General features: G+C 35.3%; 12 protein-coding genes. 5 read left to right on the top strand and 7 right to left on the bottom strand.

Features of this window, described 5'->3' with window-relative positions:
• Nucleotides 1-235, bottom strand: a 235-nt coding sequence (locus ACHRVL_RS22485) for a hypothetical protein (RefSeq protein ID WP_395415509.1), incomplete at its 3' end; no start/stop codon positions are given.
• Between the two features lie 7 nt (nucleotides 236-242).
• Between ACHRVL_RS22485 and ACHRVL_RS22480 the strand changes: the two genes are divergently transcribed.
• Entirely contained in the window at nucleotides 243-3,842 is a 3,600-nt protein-coding gene (locus ACHRVL_RS22480; RefSeq protein WP_395415508.1) for a heparin lyase I family protein, read from the top strand.
• Between the two features lie 178 nt (nucleotides 3,843-4,020).
• Here the strand turns inward: ACHRVL_RS22480 and ACHRVL_RS22475 are convergent, their stop codons facing one another.
• The 6 genes from ACHRVL_RS22475 to ACHRVL_RS22450 all read right to left on the bottom strand — a co-directional run bounded on the left by ACHRVL_RS22475 (nucleotide 4,021) and on the right by ACHRVL_RS22450 (nucleotide 15,732).
• Nucleotides 4,021-6,027 carry a glycosyl hydrolase family 95 catalytic domain-containing protein gene (locus ACHRVL_RS22475; RefSeq protein WP_395415506.1) on the bottom strand — a complete coding sequence of 669 codons (2,007 nt, stop codon included), beginning with the start codon at nucleotides 6,025-6,027 and terminating at the stop codon, nucleotides 4,021-4,023.
• A 125-nt stretch (nucleotides 6,028-6,152) separates the two neighbouring features.
• Complete coding sequence (locus ACHRVL_RS22470; RefSeq protein ID WP_395415505.1) at nucleotides 6,153-8,279, bottom strand: glycoside hydrolase family 97 protein; 2,127 nt, start codon at nucleotides 8,277-8,279, stop codon at nucleotides 6,153-6,155.
• Nucleotides 8,280-8,487: 208 nt separating this feature from the next.
• Complete coding sequence (locus ACHRVL_RS22465) at nucleotides 8,488-9,987, bottom strand: SusD/RagB family nutrient-binding outer membrane lipoprotein (RefSeq protein WP_395415504.1); 1,500 nt, start codon at nucleotides 9,985-9,987, stop codon at nucleotides 8,488-8,490.
• A gap of 2 nt (nucleotides 9,988-9,989) precedes the next feature.
• The gene (locus tag ACHRVL_RS22460; RefSeq protein WP_395415503.1) at nucleotides 9,990-13,544 is read right to left on the bottom strand and encodes a SusC/RagA family TonB-linked outer membrane protein; all 3,555 of its coding nucleotides are present in this window, start codon (nucleotides 13,542-13,544) and stop codon (nucleotides 9,990-9,992) included.
• 274 nt (nucleotides 13,545-13,818) lie between these two features.
• Nucleotides 13,819-14,994, bottom strand: a complete 1,176-nt coding sequence (locus ACHRVL_RS22455; RefSeq protein ID WP_395415501.1) for a FecR family protein — start codon at nucleotides 14,992-14,994, stop codon at nucleotides 13,819-13,821.
• Nucleotides 14,995-15,195: 201 nt separating this feature from the next.
• Nucleotides 15,196-15,732, bottom strand: a complete 537-nt coding sequence (locus ACHRVL_RS22450) for a sigma-70 family RNA polymerase sigma factor (RefSeq protein WP_395415499.1) — start codon at nucleotides 15,730-15,732, stop codon at nucleotides 15,196-15,198.
• A 772-nt stretch (nucleotides 15,733-16,504) separates the two neighbouring features.
• Here ACHRVL_RS22450 and ACHRVL_RS22445 point away from each other — a divergent pair.
• Genes ACHRVL_RS22445 through ACHRVL_RS22430 form a run of 4 tightly spaced genes read left to right on the top strand, consistent with a single transcriptional unit; the run spans nucleotide 16,505 to nucleotide 25,029 of the window.
• Nucleotides 16,505-17,110, top strand: coding sequence for a phage tail protein (locus ACHRVL_RS22445; RefSeq protein ID WP_395415498.1), 606 nt, complete (start codon nucleotides 16,505-16,507; stop codon nucleotides 17,108-17,110).
• A gap of 10 nt (nucleotides 17,111-17,120) precedes the next feature.
• Complete coding sequence (locus tag ACHRVL_RS22440) at nucleotides 17,121-17,735, top strand: phage tail protein (RefSeq protein ID WP_395415496.1); 615 nt, start codon at nucleotides 17,121-17,123, stop codon at nucleotides 17,733-17,735.
• A gap of 7 nt (nucleotides 17,736-17,742) precedes the next feature.
• Nucleotides 17,743-18,342, top strand: coding sequence for a phage tail protein (locus ACHRVL_RS22435; protein WP_395415495.1), 600 nt, complete (start codon nucleotides 17,743-17,745; stop codon nucleotides 18,340-18,342).
• 12 nt (nucleotides 18,343-18,354) lie between these two features.
• On the top strand, nucleotides 18,355-25,029 hold the full coding sequence (locus tag ACHRVL_RS22430) for an MBG domain-containing protein (RefSeq protein ID WP_395415494.1): 6,675 nt from the start codon (nucleotides 18,355-18,357) through the stop codon (nucleotides 25,027-25,029).
• Nucleotides 25,030-25,041: the final 12 nt, after the last annotated feature.

The following is a 25,041-nucleotide window of genomic DNA, read 5'->3' as shown; positions in this document are numbered from 1 at the left end:
TAGTATCTCTTACTGTTATAACTTGAGTATACGAAATTGAATTTCCTCCGCAGTCACTTGTTGTCCATGTACGAGTTAAGGTATATTCTGTACCACATTCGTTTTTAACATCACTTTTAACTTCTTTGAAAACAATTGGCAAGTTTCCATTACAATTGTCAGAAGCTTCCATATTAAATGGTTCTGGAACGGCATCACAAGAAACAGTACTATCTGATGGCAGATCACCAACCAAAGTTGTTATGAAAAAAAGTTTACTTGCATTACTTTGTGTCTTTTCTTTATTAGAAGCAAAAGCACAAGATTCCAGTTGGGTATATAACTTTGGCGTTACCGCCTCAGCACCATATACATCTACAACTTATAGTTCGACCTATTTACCCGCGCCAATGGCAGGCGGCGGCAATGCCAGTGTAAAAGCTTCATCGGCTGCTGAAGGTGCTGTTGAACTCACCTCTTCTAATTTTGCGGGAGGTACAGGAGCCGAACTTAAAATAAATGGCGGCACTACTGTAACAGGTGCTAAATTTGCGCTGGCTCCTTTTACAGCTTCTAACGTTGCTGCTTTTGAATGTAAAATCAATATCAGCTCAGGAACTAATGGCAGGTTCTTATTATATTTTGGTAATGGCAGTAATTTTAATAATAGCAGCGGAATAAGTTTACCGCAAACATTTGCTGCTTTGAGATTATCTCCTGCAGCAACTACTGTCAACCTCGATTGGCTCTCTTCAGCTGCAAGTCCAAATTATACAACAACCGGGCTTTCTCAAACGACAATTAACAAAAACCAAGTTTACATCTTAAAGTTTTTTATGAATAACAGTAATAGTACTGCATCATACGTAACTGGAAGTGGTGCAAACATGGTAACTCATAACCTTCTGGCGGGTACTTATGATATTTGGATTGATACTATAAAAGTACTTACTAATGCAGATCCTGGAACTGGTTTACTTCCTCAGGGAACTAACATCAGCGGAATGAATTTACTGAATGTGGGCGCAGGATCATCGGCTCCTATAATGTATATTGATGATATCAGTTATTCTAACTTTTTAACCGCTGTACCTCCAACACCTCCTGCCACGATTACCAATACGCTTGTTAATGTTGATTACGAAAGTGGTACAGTAAACTCTGGTATTCCAAATTTAACGACAACGCATGCCACTGCTGCTGACGCAGAATACTTAGTAAGCCCTGGTCGTACTGGCAATTATGCTATTGCTCACCGCGTAACGATAGGAGACGAAGGTTATTTTTCTGATAACCATTGGCGCAGTGAAGCAGCTACTGCTCAAATGTTTGCTGATGGAAAATACTACCCTGGAGATGAACGCCGTTTTGAAGTGAGTCTGCAACTAAAAGATTGGGAACCTTATACATCGGGTATGGCTCAAAGCGGGGATATTATTTTTCAAGGTAAACAAAGTGGAGGCGAAAACCCTGCTTGGTATCTAAGTGCGAAACGTAATAGTATTACTTTCCGTATACCTAATGATAATATTGAGCCTTCTATAATAGGTGATTTTCGTCTATACATCAATCAGTGGATCGATTTCAGGGTTGACGCAAAAATGACAACTGATGCGACTGGATATTATAAGGTTTATTACAGGTTACCAGGTCAAACTGAATATACTTTGGCTTGGCAGGTGAGTAATTTTAGAACTTTCAATCAGGATGTTCCCGAGACTAACCCTTCTGGATACTTGAAATGGGGATTATACCGCCCTGGACAGTCTATTACTACTGATCCACCCAATGTAACAACACGTATTATTTATCATGATGATATAAAGATTTTTGAACTTAATAATAACAGTGCACCGATACAAATTTGGGGGAATACTTTTACCAGTACTCCTGTTGACTTTACCGCGCCTATTACCACAGGAAATACAACAAATCCTAATATCGCCAGCAATGGAAATGCAACACCCAATTTTTATTATGGCACTAGTGGCGGACTTAATACTGCAGGTCAAATTGGCGGTCGTGTTTTACTAAATGGATGGACTAATAAAACAACTGCTTCGGATCCTACTACTGCTCTAAATCTTAATCAATATTTTGAGTTCAAACTGCAGCCTAATAGTGGTTACAAAATAGATTTTTCTAACCTTAAATTTACAGCAAGAAAAGGAAATGCAGCTGATCCAAGCACATACGTTATGAGATCCAGCGCAGATGATTTCACGAATGACATCACTGCACCTCAAACTTTTACTGGAACTGCTGCTACATCACTTATCTATGATCTAAGCCCTTTATCTAATATAAAAAGCCCAATCACGTTTCGTTTATACTGGTACGGCTCTAACAAAACTTCTGGAAATCCTTTAGTGGGTATCGACGACTTTTCGTTCAACGGTCAAGTTAAACCAACATTTTATGTTCCTGCAAAGTCCGATATTATCACGAGTACGAATACAGGTGTATCTACATATACCGTTCAAGGGAATGAATTTGATATAACAGCATTGAACAACTGCAATACTATTACTTACAGCTATTTACTTACCGGAGCAACTTCGGCTAGTGGCAGCGGTTCATTAGCAAATAAAGTTTTTAACAAAGGGAATACCACTGTTACTTGGACAGCGACCGATGGATGCAACAGCAGTTCTACTTCTTTTATGATTACAGTTAATGATACAGAAAAGCCAATCTTCACTGTACCGACTGCAATAACAGTGAGCAATGATGAAAATCAATGTAGTGTGGCATTGGTATTAACGCAGCCAATAGTTACTGATAATTGTTCTGTAGCAAGTATTACCAATAATGCGCCGACATTATTTCCTCACGGTACAACAACTGTAGTTTGGACTGCTGTTGATGAAAGCGGCAATACAGCTGTGACTACACAAACTGTTACTGTAATTGATACAAAAAGTCCAACAGTAAATTCAATTGCTACTATTGCTCTTTGCTATGAGTCAAACGGTAACTACACTATTCCATCAGCAACAGCATCTGATAATTGCACTATTAATACGGTTACTTACGAAATTACAGGTGCAACTACAAGAAACGGAAGCGGATTGGATGCAAGTGGAAACTTTAATGTAGGAACATCTGATATAATATGGACAGTTACTGATAATGCAGGAAATAGCAGTACAAATACGTCAACTGTAACCATTAACAGCGCACTCTCTGCTAATATTCTTGATGTTTATGCTGTAAATCCCGGAGGAAATGCTAATACAATTTATTTGGGATATGGTCCTTCTTCATTGACATTGACTGCTGCAGCTTCAAACGGAACAGCGCCTTTTTCTTATTTATGGAGTAATGGAGCAACAACAAATAGTATTTCAATAAGCCCTTCGACAGCAGGAATTCACGATTACAGTTTAACCATTACTGACGCACTAACCTGTCAAACCACCATAACAAAACAAATAATAGTAACTGATGTTCGTTGTGCTGACAAAAAAGTAACAGTATGTCATACCAATAATAAAAGTCTTTGTATTTCGACTAATGCTGTTGCGGCTCATTTAGCACATGGCTGTTCTCTTGGTTCATGTGAAAACGCTTCTACTTTAAGTAATACTTCTTTTAAAATTGCAGAACAGCAGATCGATGATTTTATAGTTAGCGGATCTCCAAATCCAACAAAAACCGAATTCCAAATAAACATCACGGGTGGAGACGACAAACAAAACATTGTTATTAATGTGTTTGATCTTTTAGGAAGAAAAATAGATACTGTAAAATCAAGTTACGCATCAGCCATAGCGTTAAAAAGTAATCTAAGTCCGGGAACATATCTTGTAGAAATACGCAATGGAATGAATGCCAAAACAATTAAGCTTGTAAAGCAATAAGTTAAGAACTAAATCGCAAACTTTATAAAAAGAAAGCCATTCGATTAAATTAAGAAAGGGATAATAGATGTACTAATTTAATACATCCGTTATCCCTTTCTTCTTCCAAAAAACAAAAACAAAACTAAATCTCGATGCCGCTAAATCAAAGAAAATTGCGACACCAACCTTAATCTTATTATTTTATTACGATCGTTTTATTCTCAGTTCCAATACCAATTATCTTTAAAGATTTCCATTTTTCAGGAAGTAAACCTTTGTTGAATTTCAATCCATTATCTGTTTGCTCAACGCCTCCAAAACCATAAATAACAGCTTGCAGCATTGCACCTGCTCCGGTAGCAAAATACGGATTGTTACTATTGGCAGATTCTGAGAATACTCCAAATGGCGGACGACTGTTAGGTAAATACGATTTTACAAAATATTCATATGCCTTCTTTTTATCTCCTAAACGTGAATACAGAACTGAGAACACGCCAAAAGTCATTGCCGGCCCGTCTTTTAAATCAACCTTTGCAGCATAATAATCCAAATCTGCTTTGATTTGTTTTTCATCATTTACAACGTGCAAAGGATAGGCTAACAAATTCACATCAGCCTGTTTTGTCGCCTGACCTTTGTATCCTTTATAATTTTGAGTAATTCCGTTTTCATTATGAATTTTTAGTTTGTTTGAAACTTCAACCCACTTTGGATTAATCGGCTCATTCAATATTTCTGCCGCTTTTATGGTATTTTTTAGTGATTCGATCGCAGCTCCATTTGTAAAAGCATTATCATCAACATTTAAAGCATATTCATCAGCTCCAACCACATTCAAAATAGAATAACTATCATCCGCATTTTTTACAACTCTGCTAATCCAGAAATCAGCGGTTTCTTTTATTACATTCCATTCTTCACGCAACCATTTTTTGTCTTGAGTCATTGTATAATAATTCCAAAAAGCTATCGAAACATCAGCCGTAATATGTTGTTCAAAAATACCCATTGACGCACTTGTTGGAGTAGCTTCTTCGCCTGTATCATCAGACTCCCAAGGATACATTGCTCCTTTGTAACCATAAATAAATGCTTTCAATTTTGCTTTCTGCAATCGATCAGATCTGTAGTCTAAACACGATTTTGCCAATTCTGGCTGTAAAGCTAAAAGCGATGGGTACATCCAAAGTTCTGTGTCCCAAAAAATATGTCCGTTGTATCCTTGAGATGATAATCCCATAGGCGAAATACTTTGTCTGCTTCCTTCGCGAATAAAAGAATATAAATTATATAAGGCAAATCGAACTCTTTGCTGCGCGTCTAAATCTCCTTCTATTTGAATATCTCCTGTCTCCCACAAATCAGCCCATGCTTTTTTATGTTTAAAAAGTAAATTATCTATCCCTTCTGAAAAAGCATAAATAGCTTGACGTTCTGCTTCATTTACGGGATCTAAAATATCTTTAGAATTACAAATCCCTCCAGCAATTACAAAACGATATTTTTTTCCTTTCTGTATTTTTTTCGAAAAACCAACTTCAGATCCCTTTTGTGATACTATTTCTGCGTTACCATCAAAAAGAAAAGTAGTAGAAGCTGAAACCGTCCATTTACCAGTATTTGTCTGAGCAACAGTTCTAAAAAGAGGTATTCCATAGTTCTTTTTCTTCATCACTCTAAACTCGCTTTTGACTGTCTTCATTTCTTCTGGAACATTCATATAGTTTGATGCGCTAATTTCAATATCACGCATTGGTACTATCTCGACAACAGCCATTGCTGAATAAGGCAATACTCTATTAGCCAAAATGGTATACTTAATTTGGGCTAGATCTTTAAATTGAAACGAAGTGGTACTTGTTCCTTCTTTCATAGAAACTTGCTGATTCCAATGATCAATGTTAGTACCATCGACCATTTGATTATCAATTGATAAGTGCAAATTTAAAAACTCAATTCCTCTTACCACTTTACTAATTCCGTTCTTAGGATTAGGCTCGTAAACACCATTTAGGATGATTTCTTTTGTTTTTAGAGGTGTATCATCTGTAACAATTCCAATCTTACCATTTGCCATCGCAACTCCAAAATAATTTTCCCTTGAATTTGCAATCAAGTTCCATTCGTCTCCTTTTATCTGCGCAAAAGCAAAAAAATTCACAAATAATAATACTGTCAAAAATTTTATATTCAAATTCATATTCTTGATTTTTAATTTATTGTTAACCTAGTTCACTGCATGTAATTTAATAATTACTTCTCTTTAAATTTTAGATTAAGTTCTAACTCATCGCTAAAAGAACTTCTAAAATCCTAAACTGCTTTTTACTTTTTGTCTTCAAGTATACTTATCGCATAACCACCTCCGGATGCACTTAATTGAGAAAGTTTTGATTTATTTGTTACGGCTATTTTTCGAATCGTGTAAGCTTGCGGATTTGTTTTGTAATTTGCCTCTTTTCCATCAGCATAAATAGTAGCCGTGTACTTTTTTCCTTTTTCTAAAAAATCAAAATTAATGTTGGAAGTTCGAGGCTCAATTCCATTTACATTCCCCACAAACCAGTTATTGGTTCCTTTGGCTTTGCGGGCAACTGTAATATATTGACCAGGTTCAGCTTCTAGATAATTACTTTCACTCCAATCTACCGCCACATCTTTAATAAACTGGAAAGCATCTGAAAATCGATCATAATTTTCGGGTAAATCAGCAGCCATTTGCAATGGACTGTAAAGAGTTACATATAATGCAAGTTGATTTGATAGTGTACAGTTAGCGTGCGATTTATTACGTGGATTAATTTTACTTATATCCATTTCAAAAATCCCTGGAGTATAATCCATTGGTCCGCCAATTAATCGAGTAAAAGGTATTATTGTTACATGATTTGGTTTTGATCCGCCAAAAGCCTCACACTCTCCTCCTCTCGCAGACTCGTTTCCAATTAAATTTGGATACGTTCTGCAAATACCTGTAGGTCTAACTGCTTCATGAGCATTGACCATGATTTTATATTCTGCCGCTTTTTCTACAGCATATTGATAATGATTTACAATCCATTGATTATAATGGTTTTCTCCTCTTGGAAGAATACTGCCTACATAACCGCTCTTTACAGCATCGTACCCATTATCTTTCATAAACTGATAGGCTTTGTCCATATGACGTTCATAGTTACGAACAGATCCAGATGTTTCATGATGCATCATCATTTTTATTCCTTTTGATTTTGCATATTCGTATATTCCTTTTACATCAAAATCAGGATAGGGAGTTACAAAATCAAAAACATAATCTTTCGAGCGGCCCAACCAGTCTTCCCAGCCTTCATTCCAGCCTTCGACTAAAACGGCATCAAAACCATTTCTTGCGGCAAAATCAATATATTTCTTGACATTCTCATTGTTTGCAGCATGTCTTCCGTTTGGTTTCACTTTAGAATAATCTGTGACACCAAGTTGTACAGATGGTAATTCATCTGTATATCTCCATGAACTTTTTCCAGTAATCATTTCCCACCAAACGCCAACATATTTGATTGGTTTTATCCATGAGGTATCTTCTATTTTACAAGGTTCATTTAAATTCAAAGTCATTTTAGAAGCTAAAATTTCTCTGGCATCATCACTTACAATAATGGTACGCCAAGGTGAATTTGCAGGAGCTTGCATATATCCTTTATCGCCATTTGCATCTGGAGTTAACCAAGATTCAAATACCATATTTTTGTCATCCAAATTCAAGTGCATGCAAGAATAATTAATTAATGCTGCTTCATGTAAGTTGATATACAAACCATCGTTTGTTTTTAGCATCAGAGACGTTTGAACTCCGGTTAAAGAAAAAGGAGGCTGAGATAAATTTCTATTTTTTGCTTTTAGAAAAAGTCCCCTTATTTCAGATAACTTAGAAGTAGTATAATCATATTCTTGAGTATCATAATCGCCCGGCATCCAAAAAGCGGTATGATCTCCTGTCATTGCAAATTGCGTTCTTTCTTCTTTTATGACAAAATAGGTGAGATTTTTTTGGGATGGAAATTCATAACGGAAACCTAACCCATCATTAAACAATCGAAAACGAATGATAATCTCTCTATTGGTTTCATTTTGAATTAATGTTATCTCAAGTTCATTGTATTGATTTCGGATTGATGATGCTTCTCCCCAAACAGGCTGCCAAGTTTCATCAAATGAGGAAGTCTTTTTATCTACTATCGCAAAATCATTCAATAAAGATTTTTTGATATTTTTATCTTCTTTAAGTTCAATTCCTAGCTTACTAGGCTTTACAACTGTTTTTCCTTTGTATATTAAATTATAAGTTGGCGTTCCATCATTTTGTAATGCAAACTCCATAATAAAATTCCCGTTGGGAGATTTCAACTGCTGCGAATTCGTAATTTGGAATCCTATAATAAAAAACAGAACTGTGTAAAGTATGTTTTTCATATTGTAAAATTTGAATTAATATTATTTTATTTGGATAGTTTTCTAGAAATGGCTTTATACGGCAAAAAATAATAACCCCAATTACAAAAAATAAATGGGGTTATTTTTTAGACAAAAACCAAACTTTTTATCTTCTATAATCTTAATAATGAATTAGTCTCCAATCTTCGATTATCAAATTAATTAAGAAAACATAATGTGATCAGGACTAGAATTTATCCCAAAATATTCTAGTGTTCATTAAGTCACCACCAATATCACCAGCCGCTTTATTATAATTGGTTTCATTTTTTGTCTGCTCTGCACTAGGATAAAGATAACGTACAGGAACAGTCAAAATACCTCTGTTTACGGCTGCTTTAGGTGATTTTAAAATTGGAAAATCTAATCTTCTATAAGATGTCCATGCTTCAAATCCTCTGTTATAAAGTGCAAACCAAGCTTGATTACCAATTTTTTCTTTATAAGTTGCTCCACTTTGGCTATTTGTGTAAGCTACTTTAGGACTTGCAAGGTAAGTTGTGATAGCGGTCGCAGCTACTCCCCAATCTAACATTGAAGCGGTTATAGCAGCATCATAATATGTTTTAGCTTTTGTAGAACCTCCTGGAATTAAATTTTTCTCAGCTGCTTCCGCCAATAAAAATTGCAATTCAGAATAATCAAATAAAGTTCCTGGAAACACAGGATTATTTAATGTTGCCGTTATATGTGAATAGGTTGAAAAAACATTGGCTTCACCATAAGTCCCTCCTATAAAAGTTCGTCCTGCAGGAAGCGCAGGTGCTGGAGTTGTTGCATTTACAAAATACTTTGTCATTCTTGGATCACCTCCGGGAACTATAGCATCCATTGCGGCAACAAAAGGTTCAGCTGGAATAAAATCGTTTCTATTGCTGGTTACTAATGTATTGTATAATGGATTTTGATTTCCGGTAGTAGTTAAATAATTTAACTTAGTATTATCTGCATTACTTGCCAATGGACCAGCTGTAAGAGCTGCCTGTACTGTAGTCGCAGCAAAAGCAGGATCAACATCTGAAATATTTACGGCCAATTTAATAATTAATGAATTAGCAAATTTTGCCCATTTAGCAGTACTTGCCGCATTTCCGCCATAAACAATATCAGCACTCCCAAAGTTAGCATTAGCTGAATTTGCTTTCAGTATAGCAGAGTCTTTTATTAATCTTGCTATAAGATCCATATAAATAGTTTTAGCGTCATCATAAGCTGGCAAAGGAAAATTCTTAATATCAAGAGCCTGAGAATAAGGCACATTTCCAAAAGTATCTACCAGCATACTGTAGCTGTAAACTTCTAAAACATCAATAAGTGCTAATTTATTCTGCTTTACAGCAATATCAGCTGCAGCAGTTGAAGTTGGCGTATTTTCAATCATTGTTCTTGCAGCAGAAAAGTCTCTTAGCACATCTCTATAAAACACTGTGAAACGCGCATCTGGAATATCTGGAATAACGTATTGACTCGTTGAAGGAATTGTAGTTGATGCCCATTGCTGTGAAAACAATCTAAAAACCTGGCTAGTTGTAACTATCTGATCAACTAATGCTTTTTGAGCACCCGTAAACAAATATTCTGGTTGTGTACTGCTTGGTTTTTTAGGGTCAGTATTCATATCTGTAATATCTGAGCTGCACGAAAAAGATATGCTTACAATAGATAGTAATAAAAGTATTTTTTTCATCATTAAAATTTTAAAGTAAGGTTAAAACCAATGTTTCTAGTTGAAGGAAGTGAACCTCCAGAATAACCTGAAGATAAGTTACCAGCACTAACTCCGCTCTCTGGATCTGCATCAGGAAGATTTTTACTGATTATCCATAAATTAGAGCCAATTAAAGAAACTCTTAAATCTGTCAATTTCATTTTAGATACAAACTGTGATGGGAATGTATAGCTAAGGCTTACTTCTCTTAATTTAACATAACTTGCATCGTATATATACGCCTTTTCCGGATTGGCTTTATATCCATAAATACTTCCAGCAACTTCTGGGCGTGGTGTTCTTGTCGTATTTGGCGTGCCATCTTTATTAACTCCCGGAAGAATAAGTCCGCCTCCATTTGCAAGTGTATTTCTAATAGGATTACCTAATTCGTTGTATCCTGCCGTCGATTCGTATAAACCTGTATGCTGACCGTATGCTTGATCTAGAGAGTAAAGATCTCCTCCATGCTGTACATCAATTAAGAAACCAAACGAAACTTGCTTGTATGTAAATTTGTTACGAAGTCCACCAATCCAATCAGGGGTGATATTACCAATAACATTATTTGTTGTAGTTGTCATTACATAAAGACCATTCTCTGTAACTTTTTGACCATCTGCGGCATACACATAGTCTTTACCCACTATATCTCCATAAGGATGACCCACTTTTGCCACTATACCTATTCCTTGAAATCCTCCTATTGAAAGAGTTTCAATTCCTGATGCTAATGATACAAGCGTATTCTCATTTTTAGACCAGTTTACAAAAATATCCCAATTGAAATCTTTTGTTTGTATAGGAGTCACATTAAATTGTACCTCGATACCTTTGTTTTCAACTGACCCTGCATTTACATATCTTGAAGAGTTACCAGTTGCAGTAGAATAATCTACAGGAAATATTTGGTCGTTACTTAAACTTTTGTAAACACTTACATCAAATCCAACTCTTTTGCGGAAAAACTGCATTTCTAAACCAAGTTCTTGAGATGTGGTTTTTACAGGGCGCAAATGAGGATTATTACTTCTATTTGGTATTGAATAAATTTGATTTGATCCAAATGGATTAAATTTATCATAAACATCTCTTAAAGAGTACAAATCAATGTTCCCTTGTGGATTCTCTGCATAACTTGCTCTTAATTTCCCGAAAGACAACCAATCTGCGTTGATATGGTTTGTAAAAACATAACTCGCAGAAGTAGAGAATGTATTTAATGAATTATTACCTTTTGGTAAAGTAGAAAAGGCATCATTTCTAACAGTTCCTTCTAAATACAAGAAATCTTTGTATCCTAAAGAAACAGAAGCGTAAGAACTGTTTACTGCTGAATTATTTTCGGTTTCTAACGGAAACGGTGAAGGGTTTACTGAATTTGACAATGCAAAAATATCTGGAATTATAAGTCCTCCATCTGTTGAAGCAAGAGTTGAATTCGTTTTTGTTCTTAAAGTATTTAACCCTGCCAAAGCATTTACAGAAAAGTCCTCTCCAATTTTTTTATTAAAAGTTAGGATAAACTGATAGTTTTGCTCAGAAAACGAACCAACATATTTTTGATATCCTGAAGGAACATTTGCTCTGCTTAAACCAAATGATCCATTGATAGATCCTGTAGCTTTTCTTTCTTCACGTAACTCTGAGTAACTATCAATACTTGCTTTTCCAGAAGCTGATAACCAATCTGTAAATTTATAATCCAATTGACCGTAACCAATAAAACGGTTTCTCTCATCAGATTGGTAGTTTTTATATCGCGTAAAATATGGGTTATCCATAGTTTTTGGAGCTGTGTTTCCATTAGCCGGATCTCCCATAAGCCAAGATATATTTTGTCCTCCTGAATTTTCAAAAACCTCTTTTTGTGATTTAAGATCCGCATTAGTACCCCACCATTGACGAAACCAACCCGTAATGTTATCTCCTGTATATCCAGAACTATTTCTACCAATCGTACTTTGTGTCATGTAATTTGCAAAAACACTCGTAGATAGTTTATCTGTAAACTTGTGATTTAACTTGATACTTGCATTGTTTTTCTTTAATTCACTATTTGGCAAAATACCAGTCTCTTTAAAATTATTGTAATTTAAAATAAAGTTGGTTTTGTCATTAGCATCTTCCAGCGATATAGAATTATTGAATGTTGTAGCAGTTTGAAAAAAGGTAATAGGACCATTTTTAGCGGCTTGCCATGGTGATTTCTGTCCATATTTTGAAGAATATGGACTGTATGATTCCCATGTGTAAACAGAAAGATTTGGATCAAAAGCCACACCATAAGAAGCATCATCAGTTGTGGTTACAACTTGATTACCGTTTTTATCTATCGTAAAAAAGGCTCCTGTTGGTCCTACTGGTATTCCTTTTGGATTACCTGCTGCATCATAACTAGGCCCATAACCTTGTCCGTATTTGTTCTGGTAAACAGGAAAAGTTTTTTTATCGATAGAACCTACACTAAATTCACTTGAAATAGTTATTCCCATTCCTTTCGTCGCTTTACCTTTTTTAGTGCTGATCATAATAACACCATTACCGGCCTGCCATCCATATAAAGCGGCAGCTGCTGCACCTTTTAAAACGTTTATTGACTCGATATCATCAGGATTAATATCCATAGCGGCATTACCATAGTCATAAGTGTTTCTTGCTCCTTGGGAAGCTGTACTTGAATTTACCGTTGAATTATTAATAGGAATACCATCAATTACGATAAGCATTTGATTATTTCCTGTAAGACTTTTTACTCCTCTTGAGATTACATTTGTAGAACCTCCAAAATTTGTATTTTTTCTAATATATACCCCCGCAGCTTTTCCAGAAAGATCATTCAGAAAATTTCCGCTTGCAATACCTGCTGTTAAATCGGTTCCTTTAACTTCTTGCGAAGCATAACCTAAAGCTTTTTTTTCTCTCTTTATGCCTAATGCTGTTACCACAATATTATCAAGCTGAGTGGTATTTTCCTTTAATTGCACATTTACAATTACTGAACTGGCTGGTTTTTCTTGAGATACCATTCCGATATAGCTAAATTCTAATATGGCATTATTATTTGCTACTTCTATAACAAATTTACCATTAAAGTCAGTTTGCGTACTGTTCTTAGTTCCTCTTTCGGTAACATTAGCCCCAGGTATAGGTATTCCGGCAATATCTGTAACTGTTCCTGTTATTTTAATTTTTTGTAAAACTGAAGTAACATTCTTAGGCTTTTCCTTAATAATTACGGTATTATTTTTACCTATTACAATATCTATGTTAGCATTTGCAAGACTTTGTTTTAAAAGATCATTAGTTTTTATAGTGCCTTTTTTTAAAGTTACCATAGGAAGTCCTTTAAAAATCCCTTCTTCATAAAAAAACTTATAATCGGTTTGATCCATAATCAAGTCGAAAACTTCATCGATAGACATTTTTTTATTTTCTTTCACCTCAATTTTTGATTGTTGTGACAAAACATTTTCAGGAGTCAGGGCAAAAAGTGTTGTGCAAAATAAGAAGATGAATGTTCGCATAATATTCATTAATAGCCCCTTTCTAAAGTAAAAATGGGGATGCTTAAAATTAATTTTCATAAATTTGTCATTATTTTTTAGTTAAAAAATTTAATTAATTGATAATTTGATAAGGGGATAGAGTTAGTACTTTGGTCGGTTAAACTCTATCCTTCTTTTTTTACTTCATAGGCGATATTTTTATTTTGGTTATAATTAGTTAGTAATTTTATTTATTATTTTCTTCCTTTATTTTATTTAAAACGAACTTCTTTTAGAAAATTAGTACTACTATTTCAAGCGTTTACTTTATCATTAAAGTTTTATCTTTAATTTCATAACTGTCAATTGTAGTTGATTTCATAATTGAAAGAATCTCTTCAAGCGATTGCTTTTTGTCAAGACTGCCTTTAAACTGTACGTTTTCAAGCTTTTTATTTACAAAAATCACATCAACATCGTACCATCTTGATATTACTTTCATGATTTCTTTTAGTGGTTTTCCTTTAAAACTAAAGACGCCGTCTTTCCACGATATTTCGTTATAGGCATTCACCGTTTTAATGGTAGAAGTATTACTTTTAAGATCTAGATTTAATTGTTGATTTGGAGATAATCTTAATTTCTTGTTTCCTGTTTCAACATTCACTTTTCCGTTTACCAGCGTTGTATACACATTTGATTCGTCGTTATACGCCTTGATATTGAATTCAGTTCCTACAACCTCAACTTTCTGATTTTTATTATAAACCTGAAAATGAGCTCCTTTATGTTCCGTACTTTTTGATACCTCAAAATAGGCTTCACCATACACCAACTCTACATCTCTTGATGCTCCTTCGATAAATGCTACAGGAAATTTTAATTGAGAGGCAGAATTTAACCACACTTTTGTACCATCTGATAGTTTTATAACGAATTGACCGCCTCTAGGGATTGTTAAATAATTATAAACCAGTTTTGATGGATTTTGTTTACTGTCTTTGTAAATAATCTCGCCGCCGTTAATGTGCGCATTTTGAGTTTTAATTGGAGTTCCTTTTTCTAATGCTATCTTCGAACCATCACCTAAAGTTAAAGTTGCTTTATCAGTTCCAGGTTTAATATTTTCAATATCATTCTTTACAACAACTGCAGGAATTTCAGTTGATGTACTAAATATTTTGTCCTTGTATAAAAAAGTTACAGCGAGCAAACTTGTCACCATAGCAGCCGCAGCATATTTAAATAAAGGTTTTTTACTTAATCTAAAAACAGGTTTCTTATTCTTTTCTTGATACTTAGCTTCTAATTTTTCCCATGCTTTTTCTGTATCAATTTCTGAGTAAGAATCAATTTTATCTACTAAATTTTTAATTTTAATTTCCTTTACAAACGAGTTTTTTTTAGCAAAATCTTTCAATTCTATTTTCTCAGAATTGGTTAAGACTTTTAACTTTCGTTTGATTAGTAATTTGGAAATTTGAAAAATATCTATCATCCTATTGTTGATTTATTATAGAACAACTGATATCCCAAAAGGTAGTATTGAAAAATTACTTTTTTTTTCAAAAAATTTAAAAAAAATAATTTTCATTTAATATTCTGATTCATTTGCGCCCTTTAATTAAGAGATTAAATCCCTTTAAGTAAACTAATTAAGACCTAAAAAAACTTTTGAAATAAGTAGTTTTAAAAAACATTAAACCAGTAAAAAATAAATTATTGATTCTAAATCTCTAAATTGATCTCTTAGTATTTTATACGATTGACTTTTTAATGTTTTGACCGTTTGAAGTTGTATTCCTAGTTCTTCTGCTATATCAGCATTTTTAAGTCCCTTAAGACTTAGCTTTATAATTTCTTTTTTTCTATCAGGTAAAATTTCAATTGCCTTATACAATTGACACACTATATCTTCTTCAAGAATTTGTTTTAAGAACAAATCATCATCTTCTAAAGACTTAATAGTATTTTCAGCATATTTATTTTTTACCAGATTATGCTTAATAACATTATAACATTTATTGCGAACGGCCTTGTATAGAAAAACCTTCAGATGCAGTTCGTCTTGAAATGCATTCTCTTTTTCCCATATACCTATAAAAATATCCTGAACCAGATCTTCGCATTCATCAATGCTCAGAAAGCGATTTGCAAACTGAACAAGTGATCTATAGTACTGATCAAATATTTTCCTAATAAAAAGTTCGCTGGTATTATTTTCTTCCGTAACCAATGCTTATTCTTCAATAATTGATTATAATTAGGCAAATTAAATAAATTTAATTTAATTTTTCCTAATTAAATAACGTAATCATATCAAGAGAAGACATTGATTTACATTGATTAGAATGAAACAGCTCTATTTATCTTACAATTAATTTAGAGTTGAAAATGATAGCTGCAGCTGGTACCATATTAATGAAATGGAAAATTTTTGCTTTCTTTTTATTTTTTTACCCGAAAACCATATTATGAATGTTAGATTTCAATACCATAATAGAACTTTTACAAAACACTAGAAAGAGAGATAAAAACTAGAAAAGCACACTCACTTTGTGAAGCACAGTATAAAAACTTTACCTCCTTTTTTTGTTGATCTCTTTATTCTTGCATCCCATTTCACGCTAAAACATTAATATAAAGAATTTTACATCTAAAAATGTCCCTCATTTGTCCCCCCTTTATTTTTCTTAAAAAAACTATTTAAGACTAGTTTTGTTATCTGTATGATGGGCATAAAAACCATAAAGGTTCTTGATTATTATAGAATATATAAATTGGGTTGCAAAGTATTTTTATGTCTGATCAGCTTCCTTTTTTTTGATTATAAAAAATTTACTGCAACAATAAAAACACGTAGAATTACCTGCTATTTAAGAATTTATTTACAATAATTTAGCTTATCATTAAAACTAAACCTGATTTTTAATTTAAACTAAATCTTTAATCACAAACACAAACTGATTTTAATAATAAAACATGAAAACCTCAAACACCGTTATAATATGAAAAAAAACTACTTCCTACTCTTTTTATTATTATTTACGAAGCTGCTTTTTGCGCAAGAGCCATATACGGGAGAAATTAGAATTTTTGCAGGGAGTTACGCCCCTGCAGGATGGGCTATCTGCAATGGCAGCTTACTACCTATTAGTGGTTATAATAACTTATACAGCATAATAGGAAAAACTTATGGGGGCAACGGAACAACTACTTTTGCTTTGCCAGATTTGCAAGGAAGAGTTCCTATAGGTTCCGGGCAAGCACCTGGTTTGTCAAATTATGCTTTAGGCGAAAAGAGCGGACAAGAATCCGTTACTTTAACAAATTCTAATATGCCAATCCATGCACATAATGCGGCGGTATTGGTTAATAGTCAGAACACAACAGCTGTACTCCCAAGTAACAATTCGAGTATCGCTACATCTGGAATGTATTCAGGGAGATCCTTTATTCCTTTTTTAACTTACACAACAGCCGCCCCTGATGTAACTCTTCAAACTATTATTACTAATACAACTGGAAATTCAAGTCAGTTGGAATTAACACCTCCACGATTAGTGTCCAATTACATCATTGCACTTGATGCAATATTTCCACAAAGAAAATAATACCTGCAAAATGAAAAAAATATATCTTATTATAGCTATTCAACTGCTTTTAGCACAATCATTACACGCACAGGATCCATATCTTGGTGAAATTAGACTTTTCCCATTTGGTGTTGTACCAAAGGGCTGGGTAAAATGTGACGGACAAATACTAGGAATAAGTCAAAACTCAGCTTTGTTTTCTCTTTTAGGTGTATTTTATGGAGGCAATGGATCCACCAATTTTGCTTTACCCAACCTAAATGGTAAAATTTTGGTTGGTCAAGGACAAGGTCAAGGGTTGTATCCTGTATCTTTAGGACAAAGTGATGGTGTAACCACTGTAGCCTTAAACCAATCAAATTTACCAATTCATTCACATCAAATCTTTGTTAAAGCAAGTACAAGTGTTGGTACAACCAGTACACCATCAGCAGCAACATCTATTGGAGCTCCTGTACAAATTTTCAACGGAAATTCTCGTAATGCAATGATTTACAATCAAGAAGCACCAAATATAACGCTAAACAGCCAGACTATATTGATGCAGCCTATAGGCAGCTCAGTACCAATTCCAACACGACAACCCGTTCTAGCAGGAAATTACTGTATTGCTATATCAGGGGCATATCCACCTCGTAATTAACAAAAAAATGAAGAAAAAAAATATCTTAATTCTAGTGTTATTTTTGTGTACAAAACTACTTTTTGCACAGGATAACTATTTAGGCGAAATTAGAATTTTTGCTGGTAACTATGCTCCTAGAGGTTGGGAAAAATGTGAAGGACAATTACTTTCTATCAGCGAGAACGAAGCCTTGTATACTCTTATAGGAACAACTTATGGAGGTAATGGCGTAACTACATTTGCATTACCCGATTACAGAGGACGTGCTGCAATAGGGACCTCGCCCCAGATTGCGCTTGGCACAATGTTAGGGCAGGAAAAAATTACTTTAACGCAAGCCAATTTACCAACTCATACCCATACTGCTTCTCTAAGAGTAAGTTCTGCTAAAGCAACTGCAACTACACCATCAAATAATTCCTCACTAGCAGCCCCTGCTATGACAGTCAATTCGATCACACGTGATGCATTAGGTTATAGCACTGCGACACCAAATACCCCTTTGCTCCCGACTGTTTCAACTACAGCAGGATCTAGTCTCCAAAGTCCTATAAGTTTAATGCAGCCTTATTTGGTGATAACATACATTATTGCTACAGAAGGTGTTTATCCTACTGGTAATTAAACCTACAAAAAAATGAAAAAACTATACACAATACTTTTTATTGCATTGCTTTGCACTGGATCTATTTTTGCACAACCAACAATAGAAACCTTTGAAACCGAAACTGCTAATAGTACAAGTTTTATGGATAATGGTCAAAACTTCAATATTAGTTCGCAAGCTGGCGGTACCTTTAAAATAACTGATGAGTCAGGATATGGATGGAGCGGCTCAACTATTGATAATAAATACATTGACAATTCAGGTACAGCTGATATAGGGGTTCCTGTTCAGTTTACGATAAAAACTACAGGCGCTTTTACTTTAAAATCAATTTATTTGTTCTTATCTCAATCTAATTTAGGTTCTGGATCAGGCAACTGTACCATTACAGGAAAACTAAACGGTTCGGTAATTTTTACCGCAAAAGCAGCTGCAGATTTTAATTCAAATGTAACCAATAATGGTTATACCTTAATTGATTTAAGTACTTATGGCACGAGTGACAATTCTAATAAAATCATAAACGAATACACCATAACAACAACTGGAGCTTTTGAATATGTCGCATTAGATGCTATGAAGTGGGAAAAAGTACTATGCCCTACTGTTACAGTATTACCTGTTTCCCAGACTAACCTACGTTGTAATGGAATATCTATAGGTGCAGCATCAGTGACAGCTTCTGGCGGAAGTGGTTTTACTTATAATTGGACATCATTAGAAAATCCTACAGAGAATCCTACAGGCAATGGTACTGCTAGTGTCACTGGATTAAGTGCAGGTTCATGGACATGTACTGTAACGAACTCTTGTGGCTATACAGGTCGTACTACTTTTATTATTACGGAGCCATTAGCTTTAACTCTAACACAAGGAACAACTACACCTGTAAAATGTTATGGAGATACAACCGGATCAGCTACCGTAAATGTAACAGGCGGAGCAGGACCTTATTCCTACTCTTGGTCACCATCGGGCGGAACACAAGCAACAGCTTCCGGATTAAGCGTTGGAACTTATACTGTAACTGTAACTGATAACAATTCCTGCACAAAAGATATTAATATTACTATAGGAGGTCCTACAGTGGCTCTTACTGGAACAATTAGTACAACTCCGGTTTCTTGTTTTGGAGGGAGTAATGGTACTGCTACTGTAACTCCAGTTGGAGGAACAGGAACGAAAACCTATCTATGGTCTAACGGAGCTACGACTGCTACCGCTACAGGGCTTACTGCTGGAACTTATAATGTAACAGTTAAAGATGCAAATTTATGTTCTACCACGATAACCGGAATCTCTGTAGGTACACCTGCGGATGCTCTTGGCGGAAATGTTAGTACTACAGCAGTTTCTTGTTTCGGAGGATCTAATGGTACTGCTACAGTTTCTCCCTCAGGAGGAACAGGAACAAAAACTTTTTCTTGGTCTAACGGAGCTAAAACTGCTACAGCTACTGGGCTTATAGCAGGAACTTATAGTGTTACTATCACTGATCAAAATGGTTGTTCGTCTACTATTGGTGATATTGTTGTTAGCCAGCCACCAGCTGCACTTAATGGTACGCCTGCTGTAACAAACATCGCATGTAATGGAGGATCAACTGGTGTAGCTTCTATAACTCCAATAGGAGGAACCAGCCCCTATACTGTCGAATGGAACAATGGAGCTAAAACACAAACGATTACAGGTCTTCTAGCAGGTACTTACAGCGTAACGATCACTGATGCAAATTCATGCACAAGAACCATAAATAATATTATGGTAACACAGCCTCCTGTATTAAATCTAACATCTGCTCAAACAAATGTTTCCTGTCACGGAGGATCAAATGGTGTTGCTGCTGTAACGGCAACTGGAGGAGCTGGAGGCTATACATATTTATGGAATACTGGTGCAAAAACAGCTGCTATTACAGGTCTAACAGCTGGTACGTACAGCGTAACAGTTACTGATGATAACTCTTGTACTAAAACAATAAATAATATCAACATAACACAGCCAGACGTTATAGATGGAACAACATCTACAACATCCGTTTCATGTTTTGGAGGATCTAATGGAAGTGCTTCTGTAACTGCAATTGGAGGAGCTGGAGGATATAGCTACTCTTGGTCACCATCTGGTGGAACTGCGGCTACAGCAACAGGACTTACTGCTGGAAATTACAGTGTTACCATTACCGATGCTAACTCTTGTACCAAAACTATAAATGATATCTTAGTAGGAGGTCCAACTGCTGTTTTAACAGCCACACCATTTTCACAAACTGATATTTTATGTAATGGCAGTGCAACCGGATCTGCAACGGTTACCGCTGTTGGAGGAACAGGAACTTATACTTACGCATGGTCACCCTCAGGAGGAACTGCTGCTACAGCAACAGGACTTACTGCTGGAACCTATACAGTGACAGTTACAGATAGCAAAAGTTGTTCTACTACTCAAAGTTTTACTATTATCGAGCCTGCTGCTTTAGTCGCTAATCCTGTCGCACAAACTAATATTGCTTGTAATGGCGGTGCAACCGGATCTGCAACAGTTTCAGCTACAGGAGGAACTGGAGGTTATACCTATTCTTGGTCACCTTCTGGAGGAACTGCGGCTACAGCTTCTGGATTAACTGCTGGAACTTATACCGTAACAGTTAAAGACAAAAACCTATGTTTTACGACTCAAAGTTTTACTATTACACAGCCAACTGTTTTATCTGCCAGTACAGCTTCAACAGATGTAAGTTGTTTTGGCGGGGCTAATGGATCTGCAAGTGTAACTGTATCAGGAGGAACCCCATCCTATTCTTATTTATGGGCACCTTCAGGTCGCAAAACATCATCTATTTCAGGCCTGCCTGCCGGAAATTATACTTGTACAATTACTGATTCTAACGGATGTACTTTAGTTAAAACTGTTGAAATTAAAAGTCCTGCAGCATTTTCTGCTACTGTTACCCAAACTGATGTTTCCTGTAACGGAGGAAGTAATGGGTCAGCCACTATCACTCCAACTGGTGGTACGTTTCCTTATACTTATACCTGGTCATCTGGCGGAAGTAATGCAACTGCATCAGGATTATCAGCCGGAGATTATACTGTTCTAGTTCAAGATGCTAATACCTGTGTTTATAATGTAACCGTAAAGATAAAGCAACCTGCCGCCCTAACAACATCAATTACTAAAACTGATGTATTATGTAATGGTGGAGCAACGGGAACAGCAACAGTAGTTCCGTTAGGCGGGACTAAACCATATTCTTATGTATGGTCTTCAGGAGGAGGTAATAAAGAAACTGCAACCGGTCTTAAAACAGGAAATTACACGTGTACAATTACTGATGCCAGGGGTTGTTTTCTATTGGCATCAATCACTGTTGATGAACCCGCAGCTTTATCGGCTACAACAAGTCAAATAAATGCAACCTGTTCAACAAGCGGCCAAGCAAGTGTAAATGTTATTGGCGGTACAACTCCTTATTCTTATGCATGGTCAAATGGCGCCACTACACAAATTGTAACAGGATTATCCGCTGGAAGCTATACTTGCACAATTACAGATGGTAACGGATGTACACTTACTAAAAACTTTCTTGTGACTACAAGCAATACTTTAGTTGCTGCTACATCTCAAACTAATATTTTATGTAATGGTGCCAATACAGGTTCTGCTTCGGTACTTCCATCTGGAGCACCAGGCCCTTTTACTTATGTTTGGGCGCCATCTGGTGGTTCTAGTGACACTGCAAGCAACCTTACAGCAGGTAATTATAGTGTAACAATAACTTCTTCAAATGGTTGTTCTATTATAAAAACCTTTACTCTTACAGAACCTTCTGCTTTAGTAGTTACACCATCTCAAACTAATTTATTATGTCATGGTGCAAGTACAGGAACTGCCTCTGTAAATGTTTCAGGCGGAACTGGTTCTTATACGTATAAATGGGCACCTACAGGAGGTACTGATGCAACTGCAACAGGACTTAGTGCTGGTACTTATACGCTAACTATTACAGATGGTAATTCATGTAAAACTACACAATCATTTACAATTACAGAACCTAACCCTATCAAGATAACTATAAATTCTGAAAATGTTAGTTGTAATGGAGAATCTAACGGATCTGCAACGGCAACCGTAATTGGAGGAACTGGTGCCTATACTTATGCATGGTCACCATCTGGCGGCACTGCTGCAACTGCATCAGGACTTAGTCCAGGAAATTATACTGTAACAGTTACTGATGCTAATAATTGCTCAACAACTGAAAGTGTTTTAATAACAGAGCCAAATATATTAACTGCTTCTATTGGAGCTCAAATAGATGCTTCTTGCAATGGATCTAACAACGGATCGGCAACTGTAGCCGTATTAGGAGGTTTTGGCACCTATACATACTCATGGTCACCATCTGGCGGAACTGCTGCAACTGCAACAGGGCTTAGTCCGGGAACTTATACCGCAACAGTAACTGATGCAAATAATTGTACTGCAAAACAAACTTTTACAATTGGAGAACCTGCAGCATTAAAAGTTACAACTACTCAAAAAAATGTTACTTGTTATAACGGTGATAACGGAGAGGCAGCTGTTACGATTTCAGGAGGAATTGCGCCATATTCTTATAAATGGAGTAACTCTGACAGTACTGGTCCAACTACACGAAATCTAGTAAAAGGCGATTATGTTTGTACCATAACAGATAGTAATAATTGCATTATAAATCAGACTTTTACCATTACTGAACCTGCAGCATTAAAAGTTACAACTACTCAAAAAAATGTTACTTGTTATAACGGTGATAACGGAGAGGCAGCTGTCACGATTTCAGGAGGAATTGCACCATATTCTTATAAATGGAGTAACTCTGACAGTACTGGTCCAAATGCACGAAATCTAGTAAAAGGCGATTATGTTTGTACCATAACAGATAGTAATAATTGCATTATAAATCAGACTTTTACCATTACTGAACCTGCAGCATTAAAAGTTACAACTACTCAAAAAAATGTTACTTGTTATAATGCTGATAACGGCGAAGCAACTGTTACAATTTCAGGAGGAATCGCTCCGTATTCTTATAAATGGAGTAACTCTGACAGTACTACCCAAACTGCGCAAAATCTTGTAAAAGGTGATTATGTCTGCACCATAACAGACAGCAACAATTGTATTATAAATCAAACATTTACAATTACAGAACCTGCAGCATTAAAAGTTACAGGTACTCAAAAAAATGTTACTTGTTATAACGCTGATAACGGAGAGGCAACTGTTACAATTTCAGGAGGAATTGCTCCGTATTCTTATAAATGGAGTAACTCTGACAGTACAACTCAAACCGCACAAAATCTTGTAAAAGGCGATTATGTTTGCACCATAACAGATAGTAATAATTGTAGTGTAAATCAAAGCTTTACTATTACACAGCCTTCAAATCCAATAGGTTTAATTACCTCTATCCCAACTGAGTTTACTGCTTCTAGTGTTACTCTAAACGTAAATGCCAGTCAAAATGGAATTGATGGTGATCTGGGAGAATGTACTTCAGAAATAGGACTTGTATTCGCAACTGCTTCTAATCCTAAAATCTCTGATTCTAAAATTGTTCTAGGCAGTAATCCGGGAACATTTACAAAAATTATAGAAGGCTTGTTAGGAAATACCGTTTACTATGTACGAGCCTATTCTATTGGCAAATTTGGCTATGTAAACTACGGAAATGAAATTAGCTTCACTACTCAAAAAAATATTTTAAAAGTTGTGGCAGCTTCAGATCAAACAAAAGTATATGGAAGCACAGAACCAAAACTAACTTACGTGGCAACTGGATTTGTTAATGGTGATAGCAACTCAATTATTACAGGTTTACTTTCTAGAACTGCTGGTGAGAACGCTGGAACTTATCCTATTACACTTGGAACTTTAAGTGCTGGGGCGAACTATACAATTGATTTTAAAACTTCTGATTTTAAAATTACTAAAGCAAATCAGGTAATTGAGTGGAATCAAGACTTCGCCTTTGGATGTAATACGACAGACCAAGTACAACTTACTGCTTCTTCAAATAGTGGACTTCCAGTATCTTATGTTGTAGAAAATTCATCAATTGCGGCTATTCAAAATGATGTATTAAAAGTTAATCGCGCTGGAGCAACAACTATCAAAGTTTCTCAAGAAGGAGATCAAAACCACAATCCAGCTGTACAAATTACAAAATTGGTTGAAGTTAGTCAGTCTGGAAATATAAGCCAATATTGGGAAGATACTTTGTTATTTGATAACTCAACTAAAAACTACTCATCATTTCAATGGTATAAGAACGGAGTGCTTATTCCAGGAGCAACTAGTCAGTATTATAGTGAGAAACCTTTAAAAGGCACTTATTCAGTACAAGCCAAAGATAAAGATGGAAATGTTATCAAATTCTGTCCAATAACAATTGATACGCAAACTTTTTCAAAAGCTTTAAAACTGTATCCTAATCCAGTTCGAAGCTTAAGCGAATTAACAATTGAATCTGATTATTCTACAGAAGACTTAAAAGACTCGCGTATTAATATTTTTGACTTATCTGGAAAATTAGTAACTACCGTAAATAATGTTAGTCCAAAGGTGATTGTTACTGCACCTTCATCAACAGGAATTTATGTAGTTGTTTTGTCATTGGCAAACGGTCAGCATAAAACAATTAATTTATTGGTACGTTAAAAATTAAATATT

Source organism: Flavobacterium sp. FlaQc-28, assembly GCF_044007415.1.
Taxonomy (GTDB): domain Bacteria; phylum Bacteroidota; class Bacteroidia; order Flavobacteriales; family Flavobacteriaceae; genus Flavobacterium.
The sequence above is the reverse complement of the archived record's forward strand: the minus strand, read 5'-3'. Positions and strand labels throughout refer to the sequence as shown.